The sequence below is a fragment of the Xenorhabdus bovienii genome, from assembly GCF_024721015.1.
Taxonomy (GTDB): Bacteria; Pseudomonadota; Gammaproteobacteria; order Enterobacterales; family Enterobacteriaceae; genus Xenorhabdus; species Xenorhabdus bovienii.
Map to the genome: position 1 here is coordinate 1 of NZ_JANAIF010000003.1, position 16,700 is coordinate 16,700.

The 16,700-nt window shown below is 44.0% G+C and carries 17 protein-coding genes and 1 pseudogene; 15 read left to right on the plus strand and 3 right to left on the minus strand.

Features of this window, described 5'->3' with window-relative positions:
- Together NXS07_RS01280 and tmaR are read left to right on the plus strand one after the other, a co-directional pair.
- A pseudogene (locus tag NXS07_RS01280) lies at positions 1 to 122 on the plus strand (IS5/IS1182 family transposase); the annotation flags it as partial.
- A gap of 157 nt (positions 123 to 279) precedes the next feature.
- On the plus strand, positions 280 to 600 hold the full coding sequence (tmaR, locus tag NXS07_RS01285) for a PTS system regulator TmaR (protein ID WP_012989266.1): 321 nt from the start codon (positions 280 to 282) through the stop codon (positions 598 to 600).
- A 40-nt stretch (positions 601 to 640) separates the two neighbouring features.
- Here the strand turns inward: tmaR and NXS07_RS01290 are convergent, their stop codons facing one another.
- Together NXS07_RS01290 and rne are read right to left on the minus strand one after the other, a co-directional pair.
- Positions 641 to 1,267 (minus strand): SDR family oxidoreductase, encoded by a 627-nt coding sequence (locus NXS07_RS01290; RefSeq protein WP_258086031.1) that lies wholly within the window; start codon positions 1,265 to 1,267, stop codon positions 641 to 643.
- Between the two features lie 181 nt (positions 1,268 to 1,448).
- A complete protein-coding gene (gene rne, locus NXS07_RS01295; RefSeq protein ID WP_046336852.1) occupies positions 1,449 to 4,625 on the minus strand; it encodes a ribonuclease E in 3,177 nt (1,058 codons plus the stop codon).
- 557 nt (positions 4,626 to 5,182) lie between these two features.
- Here rne and rluC point away from each other — a divergent pair.
- The gene (rluC, locus tag NXS07_RS01300) at positions 5,183 to 6,139 is read left to right on the plus strand and encodes a 23S rRNA pseudouridine(955/2504/2580) synthase RluC (RefSeq protein ID WP_038193038.1); all 957 of its coding nucleotides are present in this window, start codon (positions 5,183 to 5,185) and stop codon (positions 6,137 to 6,139) included.
- On the opposite strand, the gene NXS07_RS01305 is transcribed toward rluC, so the two are convergent.
- Complete coding sequence (locus NXS07_RS01305; RefSeq protein WP_038203270.1) at positions 6,133 to 6,726, minus strand: Maf family protein; 594 nt, start codon at positions 6,724 to 6,726, stop codon at positions 6,133 to 6,135. The genes rluC and NXS07_RS01305 overlap by 7 nt on opposite strands.
- A gap of 145 nt (positions 6,727 to 6,871) precedes the next feature.
- Here NXS07_RS01305 and yceD point away from each other — a divergent pair, with 145 nt between their 5' ends.
- The 12 genes from yceD to holB all read left to right on the plus strand — a co-directional run bounded on the left by yceD (position 6,872) and on the right by holB (position 16,693).
- On the plus strand, positions 6,872 to 7,396 hold the full coding sequence (yceD, locus tag NXS07_RS01310) for a 23S rRNA accumulation protein YceD (protein WP_038193044.1): 525 nt from the start codon (positions 6,872 to 6,874) through the stop codon (positions 7,394 to 7,396).
- A gap of 12 nt (positions 7,397 to 7,408) precedes the next feature.
- The gene (gene rpmF, locus NXS07_RS01315; protein WP_004247080.1) at positions 7,409 to 7,579 is read left to right on the plus strand and encodes a 50S ribosomal protein L32; all 171 of its coding nucleotides are present in this window, start codon (positions 7,409 to 7,411) and stop codon (positions 7,577 to 7,579) included.
- 28 nt (positions 7,580 to 7,607) lie between these two features.
- The gene (plsX, locus tag NXS07_RS01320; RefSeq protein ID WP_071826299.1) at positions 7,608 to 8,645 is read left to right on the plus strand and encodes a phosphate acyltransferase PlsX; all 1,038 of its coding nucleotides are present in this window, start codon (positions 7,608 to 7,610) and stop codon (positions 8,643 to 8,645) included.
- 6 nt (positions 8,646 to 8,651) lie between these two features.
- Positions 8,652 to 9,605 (plus strand): beta-ketoacyl-ACP synthase III, encoded by a 954-nt coding sequence (locus NXS07_RS01325; RefSeq protein WP_038193047.1) that lies wholly within the window; start codon positions 8,652 to 8,654, stop codon positions 9,603 to 9,605.
- A gap of 18 nt (positions 9,606 to 9,623) precedes the next feature.
- Positions 9,624 to 10,553 carry an ACP S-malonyltransferase gene (gene fabD, locus NXS07_RS01330; protein WP_038203273.1) on the plus strand — a complete coding sequence of 310 codons (930 nt, stop codon included), beginning with the start codon at positions 9,624 to 9,626 and terminating at the stop codon, positions 10,551 to 10,553.
- Positions 10,554 to 10,564: 11 nt separating this feature from the next.
- Complete coding sequence (gene fabG, locus NXS07_RS01335; protein WP_258086032.1) at positions 10,565 to 11,299, plus strand: 3-oxoacyl-ACP reductase FabG; 735 nt, start codon at positions 10,565 to 10,567, stop codon at positions 11,297 to 11,299.
- Between the two features lie 150 nt (positions 11,300 to 11,449).
- The gene (gene acpP, locus NXS07_RS01340) at positions 11,450 to 11,686 is read left to right on the plus strand and encodes an acyl carrier protein (protein WP_012989255.1); all 237 of its coding nucleotides are present in this window, start codon (positions 11,450 to 11,452) and stop codon (positions 11,684 to 11,686) included.
- Positions 11,687 to 11,760: 74 nt separating this feature from the next.
- On the plus strand, positions 11,761 to 13,002 hold the full coding sequence (gene fabF / locus NXS07_RS01345; protein WP_038193053.1) for a beta-ketoacyl-ACP synthase II: 1,242 nt from the start codon (positions 11,761 to 11,763) through the stop codon (positions 13,000 to 13,002).
- A 172-nt stretch (positions 13,003 to 13,174) separates the two neighbouring features.
- Positions 13,175 to 13,999 carry an aminodeoxychorismate lyase gene (gene pabC, locus NXS07_RS01350; protein WP_038203276.1) on the plus strand — a complete coding sequence of 275 codons (825 nt, stop codon included), beginning with the start codon at positions 13,175 to 13,177 and terminating at the stop codon, positions 13,997 to 13,999.
- Between the two features lie 44 nt (positions 14,000 to 14,043).
- Entirely contained in the window at positions 14,044 to 15,069 is a 1,026-nt protein-coding gene (gene mltG / locus NXS07_RS01355) for an endolytic transglycosylase MltG (RefSeq protein WP_038221520.1), read from the plus strand.
- Positions 15,066 to 15,707 (plus strand): dTMP kinase, encoded by a 642-nt coding sequence (gene tmk, locus NXS07_RS01360; RefSeq protein WP_258086033.1) that lies wholly within the window; start codon positions 15,066 to 15,068, stop codon positions 15,705 to 15,707. The genes mltG and tmk overlap by 4 nt, the downstream gene beginning before the upstream one ends.
- Complete coding sequence (gene holB, locus NXS07_RS01365) at positions 15,704 to 16,693, plus strand: DNA polymerase III subunit delta' (RefSeq protein WP_258086034.1); 990 nt, start codon at positions 15,704 to 15,706, stop codon at positions 16,691 to 16,693. Before tmk ends, holB begins: the two co-directional genes overlap by 4 nt.
- Positions 16,694 to 16,700: the final 7 nt, after the last annotated feature.

Consider the following 16,700-nt stretch of genomic DNA (forward strand, 5'->3'; position numbering starts at 1 on the left):
AAAATACTTTCCTTCATCTTAAGCGCTGGCGTGGTATAGCCACTCGCTATGCAAAAAATAGCGCGTCTTTTCTTGCCGCAGTGCAAATCCGTTGCCTTGTTCTTTGGCTGAAAATCTCATGACGACATCGTCTAGGACGATGAAAATGATTGATTAAGGAATATACTTAAAGTTTATAATGTCAATAAATTGTCGAAACTGACTTGTCTATTCGTTACTTGAAATTGTATTGTGTAGTCAGCATAAAAAATTATCGGTCTGATTAAAAAAGGTGTAAAAATGGACAACGCAAATAAACCAACATTCCATAATGTACTGGAATTTGTGCGTATATTTCGCCGCAAGAATAAATTACAGCGCGAAATAGTAGACAACGAGAAGAAAGTTCGAGATAACCAAAAGCGTGTATTATTGCTGGATAACCTGAGCGATTACATTAAACCGGGAATGTCAGTTGAAGATATTCAAGGAATTATCGCTCATATGCGCAGTGATTATGAAGAACGTGTTGATGAATATATCATCAAAAATGCGGAATTGTCTAAAGAGCGTCGTGAGCTGTCCAAAAAACTTAAGGCAATGGATGGCGGAGTAAAATAAAATTTTGTTGTAACCACGCCCTTTGGGCGTGGTTATTTTGTCAGCCCCAGTGAGGTTTTAACTCTGGATCGACTAAAGCGTAAATCTGGTAATAAGTTTCCTCATCTTCAGCCATCAGTGCCAATTGTTGTGCTACATCTTCTCGGCTCACCATACCGTGAACTTCACCTTGATAGCGTTGGCAATGTCCAGTACCTGATTTATCAGTGAGTCCTCCGGGACGAATGATCGTAAAATCCAATTTGCTGGTTTGCAGGTAACTTTCTGCCAGCGATTTATGTCTGACTGATTGCCCAAATAATGATTTGGCACGTGGTGACAACGTTTTCCAACTGTCTCCACATCCGATGGATGTAACCAGTAGCATGCGTGAAACTTCAGCTTGTTCCAATGTATCTATGATGGCCATATTACCATGGTGATCAGCGTTTCCGCCGCCAATGGTTGAGAAAACAATAGGGTTTTCTCCGGCCTGAGCAATGGCTTTTTCGATACTCTTTTTGTCACAGGCATCGCCATGTATCACATTAGCGCCCATTGTACTCAGTTCCACGGCTTGCTGTACGTTACGAACTAATGCCGTAACGGGGTGGTTTTGTTGCAGTGCCATAATGGCTAAATGGCGTCCAACGCCTCTGCCAGCACCAAAAATTAGCCAAGATTTCATAGTCGGAATGTTCTCCATAAAAATCAACAACTCTAAATGATAATGATAATTATCTAAGTTTATTGAAATCAGAGAGTGAATGAAATGAGACAGGCAGGTTTTTTATAGAATGAATGATAAAAAAATGGCTCCATAAAGAGGAGCCATTTTTGATTTTTCTGAGAATCACAACATCCAATTATTATTCAAATGATTGCGGTTTTGACATTGCAGATATTGCGACATTTGTTGCAGAATGCCCACCCGCGCCGCCTTTTCCTCTGAATGGATAAGCAGGGCGTTGCCATTCGCTGACAATGACAGTCTGTACTACTAAGTCTGGTGCTGGTGCCTTTGTCATTGGGGAAGAAGCGTGATGATTTTTTTCCACGATAATCGGAGACTCAGCAATTTTTGTCTCTTCCGCTTTAACTTCCTCTGCCTTAGAGCATATTTCCGTTGCGACAGTTGGCTGTTCTTCATGCTGTTCCTGTTCAACGATAGACGTCACAATGATTGGTTCTGCTATGTGGCGTGTTTCTTCCGTGTCATTTAAGGCTTCAGGCTGATGTTTAGTTTCATGGTTGACGACGGGTTCCAGGTTTTCCGGTGCCGATACTTCAGGTTTTTCAAGCACAGGTTCTACGGATGCCACGAGCGGATAACCATTGGTCGCAAGCTTAACATCGTCATGAGTGGCTGCAATTTGCTCGGTAACCTGAGTATCAGCAACAGTTGAAACTGACACTGAACCAGCAACAGCAGGTATCGGCATGACACTCTCTTGCTGCTCTGACGCTGTTTCTTCCACAGCAGATACTTCTGGTTCAGCAGGCTTTGTCACAGGTGTAACAGGGTAACGCACCCAAACTTTACCTGATGCCAACTCTGGAGACGCAACTGCCATTGCCAGTGGTACAGGTGATTGAGTCAGGTTACGCTCATCACGATAACGACGACGACGCTGACCGCTGACACGTAAATGGCGTGGTGAACGGCGAGAGCGGCGAGGCATGATGTTGTCTTGCTGCTCATTATTTTGCGTGATTGAGCCTTGTGGTATTGAAGGCTGATTAGCCGCTTCTACATTCGTATCGATAATGGCTGGTACAGAAACTTTTTTCTCTTCTTCTGTAATCGCCGGAATGACCACCTTTGTTACAATCGGTAAAGAGACAACAACAGCTTCTTCTTTCACGTTATCTGTGATACGAATTTTCTGTTCAAGCTGACGACGCTGACGACGAGGCATTACAGGTTGATGCTCTTCGACTTCCTCTTCTGTAATTTCAGGTCTACTCGTCTGTTGAGCCTTGGTTTCCAGTTGCTGCTGACGTTTTTCTTCTTGACGGTGGCGCTGGCGTTCCGCCCGTTGTTCACGGCGCTGTTGCTGCTGTGCTTCACGAGCTTCATTATCTATATCTACATTTACCGCAATATTATCCGGCGCGTTGTTTTTCTGCTGAACATTGCGACCTTTACGCTGTTCATCGCCGCGCTCACGGTTATTGCGAGTGTCATTCTCGTTACGCTCACGTCTTTGATTCTGGCGACGTGAATTGCGGCGTTCTGGGGAACGTCGGTTATCGTTACTAGAAGATTTATTGCTCTTTTCCTGCGCCTGTTTTTCTTCTTCACCACTTTCACCACTGAACATTTTTTTCAGGGCGCAGAGGAAGCGACTGAACAGACCTGGTTGTTCTGTTTGCTGATTATTGCTCACTGCTACCTTTTTCTCTTTTGTTTTTGCTGCCACAGGGGTGGTAGTTTCTGCAGGCAGATCAAAAGTTGAAATAGCAGGTTGCTCAGGACGCTTGCGTTCATGTTGTCCATCATCCTGAGCATTCGTCATTTCTGCTTCATGTATTTGTGGAAGCAGATAACTCAGGGTAGAAATTTCTTCACCTTTACGAACCCGTAAAACAGAGAAATGCGGAGTTTGCATCTGATCGTTTGGTACGATAACAACACCTACATCACCTTGGCGATGTTCAATGGCGCTGACCGCCTTACGTTTTTCATTCAGCAGGTAGGACGCAATCTGAACGGGAACAATCGCATGAACCTGATGTGTATTCTCTTTCAGTGCTTCTTCTTCGATCAGGCGAAGAATTGACAGAGAAAGTGATTCGTTGTCACGAATGGTTCCTGTACCGCTACAGCGAGGGCAGACGTGGTGACTGGATTCACCCAGAGATGGGCTTAAACGCTGGCGTGACATTTCCAGCAGGCCAAAGCGGGAAATGCGGCCAATCTGAATACGGGCACGGTCTTGACGTACTGCATCACGTAAACGGTTTTCAACCTCACGCTGGTGGCGTACAGGTGTCATATCAATGAAATCGATAACGATAAGACCACCGAGGTCACGCAGGCGTAATTGACGTGCAATTTCATCCGCAGCTTCCAGATTGGTGTTAAAGGCCGTTTCCTCAATATCTCCCCCACGGGTTGCCCGGGATGAGTTGATATCGATTGCAGTCAGAGCTTCAGTTGTATCGATGACTACTGAACCACCAGAAGGCAGCCGAACTTCACGCTGGAAAGCTGATTCAATCTGTGATTCTATCTGATAATGACTGAACAGGGGAACTTCACCACTGTACAGTTTGATTTTGCTGGCGAAATCAGGACGTCCAAGCGCAGTGATATGCTGGCGTGCCAAATCGAGAATTTTAGGATTGTCGATCAGAATTTCCCCGATATCCGGGCGTAGGTAATCACGGAAGGCGCGTACGATAACATTACTTTCCTGATGGATCAGGAACGGAGCTGGGTGATTATCTGCGGCTTTCTTGATAGCTTCCCAGTGTTTCAGGCGGAAATTCAGGTCTCCCTGCAAAGCTTCGGCGGATTTGCCTACTCCGGCAGTACGGACGATAAGCCCCATACCTTCGGGTAATTCAAGAGAGGAGAGCGCTTCTTTTAATTCGATACGGTCATCACCTTCGATACGGCGAGAAATACCACCTGCTCTGGGGTTATTTGGCATCAGAACTAAATAGCTACCAGCTAGACTAATAAAGGTTGTTAAGGCTGCACCTTTATTGCCTCGTTCTTCTTTATCAACCTGGACGATGACTTCCTGACCTTCTTTAAGGATATCCTTAATGTTAGGTCGGCCATGAGCATGATAATTACTGGGGAAATATTCGCGAGCAATTTCTTTAATGGGCAGGAAACCATGACGTTCCGCACCATAATCGACAAAAGCAGCTTCCAGACTAGGTTCAATCCGTGTAATTTTACCTTTATAGATATTTGCTTTTTTCTGCTCGTGTCCAGGACTTTCAATATCCAAATCATAAAGACGTTGCCCATCAACAAGGGCGACACGCAACTCTTCCTGTTGAGTTGCGTTGATTAGCATTCTTTTCATTCTAACTTACTCATTATTTTTTACATTGGTATAGAGCTGCGAGCAAAAAGAGATGCACTACTGGTAACCGATGGCCTCGTGTCTTTTACAAAGCCGCCAGCCTCACGGCTATCGTTTGTATAGAGGCGCCTATATTTGTCGGCGAGTCTGAATTTCATTTAAATACAGCACTCTTTATTGGGATACTGTAATAAACCGGTACAGATTTCACCCAATCCAGTAAGCTGCAACTCGCAGCCCATAAATTGTTTGATTAAACATTACGTCTTACGCCATTGCTGCGTTTTTGTTCGATCAGACAGATAACAAACAATTTCAATCTTGCCATTCATAGTTTAGTAAACTGTGGCCAGAAAGCATTATTCCATTGCTATTGGGGTGATAGCAAGGTGACTTTATCGCTTTAGCAGTTTTTTATCAGGAAATAGTGATAAGTTGTTAATCTTTGGTCTTTATCCTAAGACATTAGAAACAATGAGAAATGAAACTATGGATGTTATTTATACATATTTAAAAATGAGTGGCGCTCTGATTGACGGATAATTAAAATCTTGCTTATGAAAACAAATAATCCAATTGTACAGTTTGTCACTATTGATGACGATGAAGCCGGTCAGCGAATTGACAACTTTTTGCTGGCGCGCTTAAAAGGTGTGCCTAAAAGTATGATCTATCGGATCTTGCGCAAAGGTGAAGTTCGAGTTAACAAAGGAAGAATCAAGCCTGAGTATAAATTAGCAGCGGCTGATGTTGTCCGTATCCCACCAGTCAGGGTAGCGGAAAAACAGCAGCCACCTGTATCTGCCAAGCTGGGCAAAGTAGCAGTTCTGGCAGAATGCATCCTTTATGAAGATGACTACATACTAGTCATTAATAAACCATCAGGTACCGCGGTGCATGGTGGAAGCGGATTGAGCTTCGGTGTAATCGAAGGGCTTCGTGCATTACGTCCCGAAGCGCGTTTCCTCGAACTGGTGCATCGTCTCGACCGTGATACATCGGGTGTTTTGCTGATTGCGAAGAAGCGTTCTGCATTGCGTGCACTGCATGAACAGTTGCGTTTGAAACAGATGCAGAAAGATTATTTTGCGCTGGTACGAGGGCAGTGGCAGTCACATTGCAAAGTGGTGCAGGCACCTTTATTGAAAAATATCCTGCAAAGTGGTGAGCGGGTAGTGAAAGTCAGCGGCGATGGTAAACCATCGGAAACACGTTTTAAAGTTGAAGAGCGGTATGAGTTTGCGACCTTGGTGCGCGCAAGCCCAGTAACGGGACGTACGCACCAGATCCGTGTGCATACCTTACATGCTGGTCATCCTATTGCATTTGATGACCGCTATGGTGATAGGGCGTTTGATGCACAACTGACAGAAACAGGGCTTAACCGATTGTTTCTGCATGCCAGTTCATTAAAGTTTACTCATCCATCCACGGGAGAAACTCTGCGTTTCGAAGCTCAAATGGATGATGAGTTACGGCAATGTTTAACAACATTACGACAAAATAATTATTGATAACACACCGTCAGTGGGTTTATCCCCTGGCGGATGAGCATTTCTGTTAGAGTGATCAATGGCAGACCGATTAGGGTGTTAGGATCTCTGCCATCGAGCTTTTTAAATAACGTAATTCCCAAACCTTCACTTTTAAAGCTACCGGCACAATTAAAAGGCTGTTCTTTGTTTAGGTAGCTGATAATTTCGGGTTCTGTCAGATCTCTGAAATGGACATGAAATAATTCACAGCGGGTATCAGTGTTTCCTGTTTTGCTGTTAAATAGCGTAATTCCAGTATAAAAAGTGACACACTGTCCACTGGCTTTTTTGAGTTGTGCGAAAGCGTTCTCAAAATTGTGTGGTTTACCTGTAATTTTTCCATTTAAAACGCAAACCTGATCTGAACCTATAATCAGATGGCTGGAATAACTCGGTTGTAATGCGGTAGCTTTTGCCTGTGACAGGCGCATCACCAGTTGTGTGGGGCTTTCATTCTCTTGTGGGCTTTCGTCAATATTGGGATCAGCACAGACAAAAGGTAACCCCATTTTTTCCAACAATAGGCGGCGATATATCGATGTTGATGATAAAACAATCGGAAGCATCATTTTTTCCATAAAATACGTAGAGAAATATTCTCAGACATTTTAAACTATACCCCGCTTAATAAGCGAATTTTTGGCGGAAAGGTGCAGATGTGTGGCCTTTTTCTTTGACTATGTTCCATTACAAAGATAATATGCGCGCCTTATGCAGAAGGTAAAATTACCCCTGACCATTGATGCGCTTCGTGCAGCTCAGAAAAGCTTAGACTACGAAGGTAGTTATTCTGCTGAACAAGCTTCTCGTCTCGCCGAGTCTGTGGTCAGTGTGGATGGTGATATAAATAGCTCATTATCATTTCAAATTGATAATCTGCGTCTGGCAGTTGTAAAAGGGCATTCCGATGTGGATGTTACACTTGCCTGTCAGCGTTGTGGCAGTAATTTCAGTCATCATGTTCACACAACGTATTGTTTTAGTCCGGTCATCAATGATGAACGGGCCGAGGCATTACCGGAAGAGTATGAGCCAATCAACATTAATGAATTTGGCGAAATAGATTTGCTGGCAATGATTGAAGATGAAATAATTCTTTCTCTGCCGGTAGTCCCGGTGCATGATTCTGAACACTGTGAAGTGTCCGACGCGGAAATGGTATTTGGTGTACTGCCTCCTGAAGCAGAAAAACCAAACCCATTTGCCGCATTAGCCAGTTTAAAGAAAAGTACTTAAGGAGTAAGGTCAATGGCCGTACAACAGAATAAACCAACTCGTTCTAAACGTGGTATGCGTCGTTCTCATGACGCACTGACTGCAACACATGTCTCTGTAGACAAGACTTCTGGTGAAACTCACCTGCGTCACCACGTGACTGCTGACGGTTACTACCGTGGCCGCAAGGTAATCAACAAGTAATTCAGCTAACTATTAGCAAGTTGATATCTTGGCTAATCTAACCTTAGCGTTAGATGCTATGGGCGGGGATTTTGGTCCTCGCGTTACGGTGCCTGCTGCATTGCAGGCACTGGCATCTAATCCGCAATTAAAATTATTGTTGGTCGGAGATCCCGAAACCATCTCCCCTTTGCTTGCAAATAAAAATGCTGAGCAGCTTAGTCGTTTGCAAATTATTCCTGCGGAACACGTTGTTTCCAACGATGCAAAACCTTCTCAGGCGATCCGTTCCAGTCATGGTACTTCGATGCGTATTGCACTAAATTTAGTTAAAACTGGTGAAGCGCAGGCATGTGTCAGTGCAGGAAATACAGGCGTATTGATGGGGCTGGCCAAATTGATGCTGAAATCCATCGAGGGTATTGAGCGGCCTGCATTGATGACGATGATCCCTAATTTAAAACAGCAGAAAACTGTTATATTAGATTTGGGAGCTAATATTAATTGTAATAGTCGTATGTTAGTCCAGTTTGCCATTATGGGAGCAGTAATGGCAGAGGATGTTGCAGGTGTGAAAAATCCGCGTGTAGCATTACTCAATATCGGAGAGGAAGAATCCAAAGGGCTGGATAATATCCGCGAAGCTGCTATGACCTTACAGAATACCTCAGCAATCAATTATATAGGTTATGTAGAAGGGAATGAGTTACTGACGGGAAAAACCGATGTACTCGTGTGTGACGGCTTCGCAGGTAATGTTACGCTGAAGACGATGGAAGGTGCGATCAGGGTGATTTTATCTTTGGTAAAATCACCGGATGGTCAGAAGAAAAAATCATCGTGGTTGAGGAAAGTATTCAAGAAGTGGTTGTTAAAACAGATATTAAAACGCTTTGGCCACCTAAACCCTGACCAGTATAACGGCGCAACACTATTAGGATTGCGTGGTATCGTCATAAAAAGTCATGGTGCCGCGAATGAACGTGCGTTCAAGGCTGCTATAGATCAAGCAGTTCAGACCGTACAGAATCAGGTTCCTGATAGAATCGCTGTCCGGCTGGATGCAGTATTACCCAAGAGTGAATAAGCATAAATGTATACAAAAATCTTAGGTACAGGCAGTTATTTGCCTCCGCAGGTGCGTACTAACGCAGATTTAGAAAAAATGGTGGATACGACTGACGAGTGGATTGTTACTCGTACAGGCATTCGTGAGCGTCGTATTGCGGCTGAGGGTGAAACCGTTGCCACTATGGGATTCAAAGCAGCCGAAAAAGCTATTGAAATGGCTGGCATCGATAAAACACAAATCGATTTGATTGTTGTAGCAACAACAACTTCATCCCATGCGTTTCCGAGTACGGCCTGCCAGATTCAGAATTCATTAGGCATTCGAGGTATCGCCGCCTTTGATGTTGCGGCAGCTTGTGCTGGATTTACTTATGCGTTAAGCATTGTCGATAAATTTATCAAGGCTGGCGAGGTTAAACATGCCCTGGTTATCGGGGCAGATATTATCTCAAGAGTTGTCGACCCTAAAGATCGCAGTACAGTTGTCCTCTTTGGTGATGCAGCAGGCGCAATGGTAGTAGGGGCTTCAGAAGAGCCGGGTATACTGTCAACCCACCTGCATGCTGATGGTCGCTATGGCGATTTACTGTCATTACCTAATCAGGATCGATTGAAATGGGGTTCACCTGAATACGTTACAATGGCTGGCAATGAAGTATTTAAAGTTGCTGTCCGTGAGTTGACCAGTATTGTTGATGAAACACTGGAAGCAAACAATTTGGATCATTCTCAGCTTGACTGGCTAGTGCCACATCAAGCGAATTTACGTATCATTTCGGCGGCTGCCAAGAAATTGGACATGACGATGGATAAAGTGGTTGTAACACTGGATCGTCATGGCAATACTTCAGCAGCATCTGTTCCAACGGCATTTGATGAAGCGGTACGTGATGGAAGAATTCAACGCGGCCAGCTTGTCTTGATTGAAGCATTTGGCGGTGGCTTTACCTGGGGCTCAGCGCTAGTACGTTTTTAATTTAACAGGAAAATAAACATGTCTGATTTTGCAATGGTGTTTCCCGGTCAAGGTTCTCAGTCACTTGGTATGTTGGCTGATTTAGCCACAGAATTTCCGCTGGTGGAACAGACTTTCGCAGAGGCTTCTGCGGTCTTGGGATACGATTTATGGGCATTAGTTCAGCAGGGGACAGCAGAAGAGCTGAATAAAACGTGGAAAACCCAACCTGCATTGCTCGCAGCTTCAGTTGCTATCTGGCGTATATGGCAGCAAAAGGGAGGCAAGCAGCCTTCCATGATGGCTGGCCATAGCCTTGGCGAATACTCGGCGCTGGTTTGTGCTGGTGTGATTGAATTCCAGCAGGCGATCAGGCTCGTCGAATTACGCGGGAAATTGATGCAGGAAGCTGTATCAGAAGGGCAAGGGGCGATGTACGCCATTATCGGATTGGATAATGAATCCATTGCAAAGGCATGTGAAGAGTCCGCACAGGGTCAGGTTGTTTCACCTGTGAATTTTAATTCGCCTGGACAAGTCGTTATTGCGGGTGAAAAAGAGGCTGTAGAGCGTGCAGGTGCTGCTTGTAAAGCGGCTGGCGCAAAACGTGCTCTGCCTTTGGCTGTCAGCGTTCCGTCACATTGTGCACTCATGAAGTCGGCAGCCGATCAGTTAGCTGCTGCATTGCAATCAATTGTGTTTAATCAGCCACAGTTCCCTGTTGTCAATAATGTAGATGTCAAAGTAGAAGAATCTGCTGATGCGATTCGCGACGCACTGGTTCGTCAGTTGTATAATCCTGTACGCTGGACAGAATCCGTTGAATATATAGCGGCACAAGGTACTGAACAACTGTTGGAAATGGGGCCAGGTAAGGTATTAACTGGTTTAACGAAACGGATTGTTGATACTTTAAATGCTGTAGCAGTAAATGATGTATCATCACTCACAGTTGCTCTGAATAAATGACTGAGGAAAACATGAGCTTTGATGGAAAAATTGCACTGGTCACTGGCGCTAGCCGTGGCATAGGTCGCTCGATTGCAGAATTATTGGTTGAACGTGGTGCTCGTGTTATCGGCACAGCAACCAGCGAGAATGGAGCCGAAGCAATCAGTGCCTACCTTGGTGATAAAGGCAAAGGTTTTGTATTGAATGTCACAGATTCAGAATCCGTAGAAAAAGCACTCTCGAATATTCGTGCTGAATTTGGTGAAATAGACATTCTGGTAAATAATGCAGGCATCACTCGTGATAACTTGTTGATGCGTATGAAAGATGGAGAGTGGCAAGATATTATTGACACCAATCTTTCTTCGATTTTTCGTCTGTCAAAAGCAGTAATGCGTTCTATGATGAAAAAACGTTATGGACGTATTATTTCCATTGGATCTGTTGTCGGAACAATGGGAAATGCAGGGCAGGCGAATTACGCGGCAGCGAAAGCAGGAGTCATTGGTTTCAGTAAATCACTGGCTCGTGAAGTCGCTTCTCGTGGCATCACCGTCAACGTTGTTGCACCTGGTTTTATCGAAACGGATATGACTAGAGCGTTGACAGACGATCAACGAGCAGGCATTTTATCTGAAATTCCTGCCAGTCGTCTCGGTAATGCAAAGGAAATTGCCAGTGCTGTAGCGTTTCTTGCTTCTGACGAGGCCGCTTACATTACGGGTGAAACATTACATGTCAATGGTGGCATGTACATGATCTAAAAATGAGCGAACTCGCTGTCTCTGATGTATTTTTATACAAAAAGATACAGTTTGTGGTTCGACCAGCCGGGATTTGGTTGCATCTTTTCCTGTATTTTATAAACTACGAAAACCATCGCGAAAGCGAGTTTTGATAGGAAATTTAATAGTATGAGCACTATCGACGAACGCGTTAAGAAAATCATCGTTGAACAACTGGGTGTTAAAGAGGAAGAAGTTGTAAACACAGCTTCATTTGTTGATGACTTGGGCGCTGATTCTCTTGACACAGTTGAACTGGTAATGGCTCTGGAAGAAGAGTTCGATATCGAGATCCCAGACGAAGAAGCTGAAAAAATCACTACAGTTCAGGCTGCTATTGACTACGTTGAAAACGCAGGTAAATAAGCATACATACCTAGGCGGTCGTTCGACCGCCTATGTTCTTCGTCCTAAATTTTTTCCCTCCCTGGAGGATAACCGTGTCTAAGCGTCGAGTAGTCGTGACCGGACTAGGCATGTTATCTCCTGTCGGCAATACAGTAGAGTCTTCTTGGAACGCTGTTTGTGCCGGACAGAGTGGTATCGGCCTTATCGAACATTTTGACACCGCTAACCATGCAACTAAGTTTGCTGGTGTGGTGAAAAATTTTAATCATGAAGATTTCAATATTTCGCGCAAAGATGCTCGAAAAATGGATCTGTTTATTCAGTATGGAATTGCTGCTGGTATACAAGCTATTGAAGATGCAGGAATCGAAGTAACAGAAGCCAATGCTAGCCGCTTTGGTGCTGCTATTGGTTCTGGTATTGGTGGTTTGGGTCTTATTGAAGAAAACCACAGTACATTGCTCTCGGCGGGACCTCGCAAGGTCAGCCCATTCTTTGTACCTTCGACCATCATCAATATGGTTGCAGGCCATCTGAGCATCCTTTATGGTCTTCGTGGTCCTAGCATCTCCATTGCAACTGCCTGTACCTCTGGCGTGCACAATATCGGTCATGCAGCTCGTATTATTGCGTACAATGATGCTGATATTATGCTGGCAGGTGGTACTGAGAAAGCCAGTACTACATTTGGCGTTGCAGGGTTTGGTGCTGCTCGTGCATTATCGACCCGTAATGATGATCCTCAAGGTGCAAGCCGCCCTTGGGATAAAGATCGAGACGGGTTTGTGCTGGGTGATGGCGCCGGTGTTCTGGTTCTTGAAGAATACGAACATGCCAAAAAACGTGGTGCAAAAATTTACGCTGAAATCGTTGGCTTTGGTATGAGCAGTGATGCTTATCATATGACATCACCGCCTGAAGATGGAGCGGGTGCTGCGCTTGCAATGGAAAATGCCCTGAAAGATGCGGATATTTCCCCAGACCAAGTGGGCTACATTAATGCTCATGGTACTTCAACGCAAGTTGGTGATCTTGCGGAAGCTCGTGCGGTAGAATCTGTTTTTGGTGAAGGCACTAAAGTATTGGTGAGTTCAACCAAATCAATGACAGGTCACTTGCTGGGTGCTGCGGGAGCGATTGAATCGATTTTCACTATTCTTGCTTTACGTGAGCAGATTGTTCCTCCAACCATTAATTTGGAAAATCAGGATGAAAACTGCCGTTTGGATCTTGTTCCAGGCGAAGCACGTAAAGTTGAAGGGATGGAATACGCACTGTGTAATTCTTTCGGTTTCGGTGGTACTAATGGGTCACTGATTTTCCGTAAGATATAAAAACGTCCTCTTTTTATGAAGAGCCTCAACATTTGTTGAGGCTTTTTTATTCCTGATTTTTATGATTTTTTTGAATAGGCATTTTTGCACTGCCACGGTTCATATACTATGATAACGCTCCTTAATAGCTGAGGTTATCACGCCTTCTTATCGAAAATTAGAAAATGAAATGATGTATTGGATTAATGGCAAACCGTGTAATCAATTACCTGTTAATGATCGTGCGGTACAATTTGGTGATGGCTGTTTTACAACAATAAGAGTTGAGCAAGGGCAGGCAGCTTTGCTACCTTTGCACATAAAACGGTTACAAAAAGGCGTTGAAAAACTGTTTATGCCAGCACTGGATTGGCTGCAACTTGAGGATCATATTAAGCAGGTGGTTACCGGCTGTGAATCCGGTATTCTGAAAGTTATTCTCTCCAGAGGAGTTGGTGGTCGTGGTTATGGTATTAGTGATGCTATCGAGCCAAATCAGGTTCTCTCGTTGAGTTCATATCCAGAACAGTATGTTATCCAGCGTAAAAATGGTATTTCACTCGTTCTTAGCCCAATTGTTATGGGTATCAATCCCCATTTGGCGGGTATTAAACACTTGAACCGCTTGGAACAGGTTCTGATAAAAAGATTCATTGAGCAGTCAAAGGCTGATGAAGCACTGGTTCTTGATAGTGATGGCTTACTGGTTGAGTGTTGTACTGCTAATATTTTCTGGCGAAAAGGTAAAAACGTTTATACGCCTGATTTGAATCAATGTGGTGTAGAAGGGGTGATGCGGCAGAAGATTATGCAATTATTGGCAGAAAGTGATTATAACCTGTCATGTGTCATGCGTTATCCTGAGGTATTAGCTCATGCTGATGAGGTGATTATCTGCAATTCCTTGATGCCTGTTATCGCAGTAAACCAAATTCAGGCGCATAAAAATCAGCCTGCATGGAAATATCAATCAAGAGAATTGCATGAGTATCTATTGCCTGCATGTTTAAGGCTGTAGTTATTCAATACTCATCATTGAAGGATAGGTCAAAGTGATTACCAATGAAACTTAAAAAGCGTATTTTCATTTTACCCAGCTTGATTATTATGATTGTAGCAATCATGTTTTTTTCTTTTGTGAAAAAAATAGAAAATTTTGCTAATCAGAAAATTAATCTTAATCAAGAAATGATATTTACTGTGCCAGCAGGAACAGGGCGTGCTGGGCTAGGAATATTGTTGGTTCAGCATAACTTAATCAAAGATCACCAATTGTTGTCGTGGTTATTCCGATTAAAACCAGAATTGGCGAAATTTAAGGCTGGTACTTATCGTTTGCAACAAGGCATGTCATTGCGAGCAATCTTGCAACTATTTTCCAGCGGTAAAGAAGTGCAATTTTCTATCCGTTTCGTTGAAGGAAGTCGATTGTCTGACTGGGAGAAAATATTACAGAATGCGCCATACTTAAAACATGAAGCAGAGGGCAAATCACCAAAGGAATTGACTGACGCTTTAGACATGAAAGCGGAAGAACCATTGGAAGGTTGGCTCTATCCCGATACTTACCTGTACACCGCAGGAACCAGTGATGTTGAATTGCTAAAACGTGCTCATCAAAAAATGAACATGGCACTAGAGCAAGAGTGGAAAAATCGCGAAAAAAATCTGCCATATAAGAGTGTTTATGAGATGTTGATCATGGCATCCATAATCGAAAAAGAGACAGCAATAGATTCTGAGCGTACAAAAGTTGCTTCGGTATTTATTAATCGGCTGCGATTAAAGATGAGATTACAAACTGATCCGACAGTAATATATGGGTTGGGGGATAAGTATACGGGTTCTATTTTCCGTAGTAACCTGACTGCTTTTACGCCATATAATACTTATATGATTGAAGGATTACCGCCAACGCCTATCGCCATGCCAAGCCTAGCTTCGATTAAAGCTGCGGCACACCCTGCTGTGACAGGGTACTTATACTTTGTTGCAAATGGTAATGGCGGTCATACATTCACTGCGAATCTGGCAGAACATAATAGGGCGGTAAATCTTTATCGTCAGAGATTAAAGCAGGATAAATGAACAGCAAATTTATTGTTATTGAAGGGCTTGAGGGCGCAGGGAAAACCACTGCAATCCGAACAGTGGTTGAAACATTGAAACAGTATGGCATTTCTGATCTGATTTTTACTCGTGAACCGGGTGGAACTCCGTTGGCAGAAAAATTACGTCAACTCATCAAACAGGGCGTTGAAGGTGAATCACTGACGAATAAGGCAGAAGTATTGATGCTATATGCAGCCAGAGTCCAATTGGTAGAAAATGTTATCAAGCCGGCACTGGAAAAAGGAACTTGGGTGGTTGGAGATCGTCATGATCTTTCCTCTCAGGCATATCAGGGCGGTGGTCGTGGCATTGATCAGAAACTGATGACATCATTACGCGAATCGGCACTCGGTGATTTTTACCCGGATTTGACTATTTATCTCGATTTGCCACCAGAGGTTGGTTTACAGCGTGCTCGTGAGCGGGGTGAATTGGATCGCATTGAAAAAGAATCCTTGGATTTTTTCCACCGTATTCGTGAAAGATATCTCGAGCTTGTGGCACAAGATGACACCATCAAAAAAGTAGATGCGACACAACCGCTGGAAAAAGTGCAGGATGCTATTCGTCAGACCTTATTACAGTGGTTGAAACAACAGGACATGCAGGCATGAACTGGTATCCGTGGCTTAACCATGCATATCGCCTGTTGATTGAATCCCATCAGCAGGAGCGTGGGCACCATGCCCTTTTGCTTCATGCTCATGATGGAACGGGTGCCGATGCGTTATTGTATGGATTGAGCCGCTGGTTGATGTGTCAGGACAAACAAGGAATGAAAAGTTGTGGCAAGTGTCACGGCTGTCATCTGATGTTGGCAGAAACGCATTCTGACTGGCATGTTCTTGCCCCTGAAAAGGGAAAAAGTACTATTGGAGTTGATGCTGTACGTCAGCTCAACGAAAGACTTTACGAATATTCTCAACAAGGTGGCGCTAAAATTATCTGGCTACCCTCTGCGGAGTCTCTGACCGATGCTGCTTCCAACGCCTTGCTAAAAACATTGGAAGAACCCCCTAAAAATACCTATTTTTTGTTGCAGTGCCAGCGTCCAGCGCGTTTGCTGGCAACGCTGCGCAGTCGCTGCTTTTACTATTTTCTGCCTGTGCCTGAACAGCATGTAGGGCTTTATTGGCTGCAACATCAACTCCCTGCAATATCATCGCTGGATGCGCAGACGGCGTTAAAACTTTCACAGGGTGCGCCTCTTGCTGCTGAACAGTTGCTTCAGACTGAAAAATGGCAGCAGAGAAATGTGTTTTGTCAGGCAATTGAACAGGCATTGTATAACTGTGATACCCTGTCACTTTTACCATTATTGAATCGTGATGATGCACAGCAATCTTTGTATTGGCTGGTTAGCTTGTTATCCGATGCTGTGAAATGGCAGCAGCAGGCGCAGGATTACTGCGTCAACCAAGATCAGCAGGCTTTGATCCATCATCTGGCTTCCACTCAAAGTGTGGAAAAATTATTAAGTACAGTTGATGATTGGGTACATTGTCGTCATCAATTACTATCTGTGGTGGGCATCAATCGGGAATTATTGTTGACAGGACAATTACTCAATTGGGAAAAGCAGCTTTGTCCCACACGGTAACTCATTT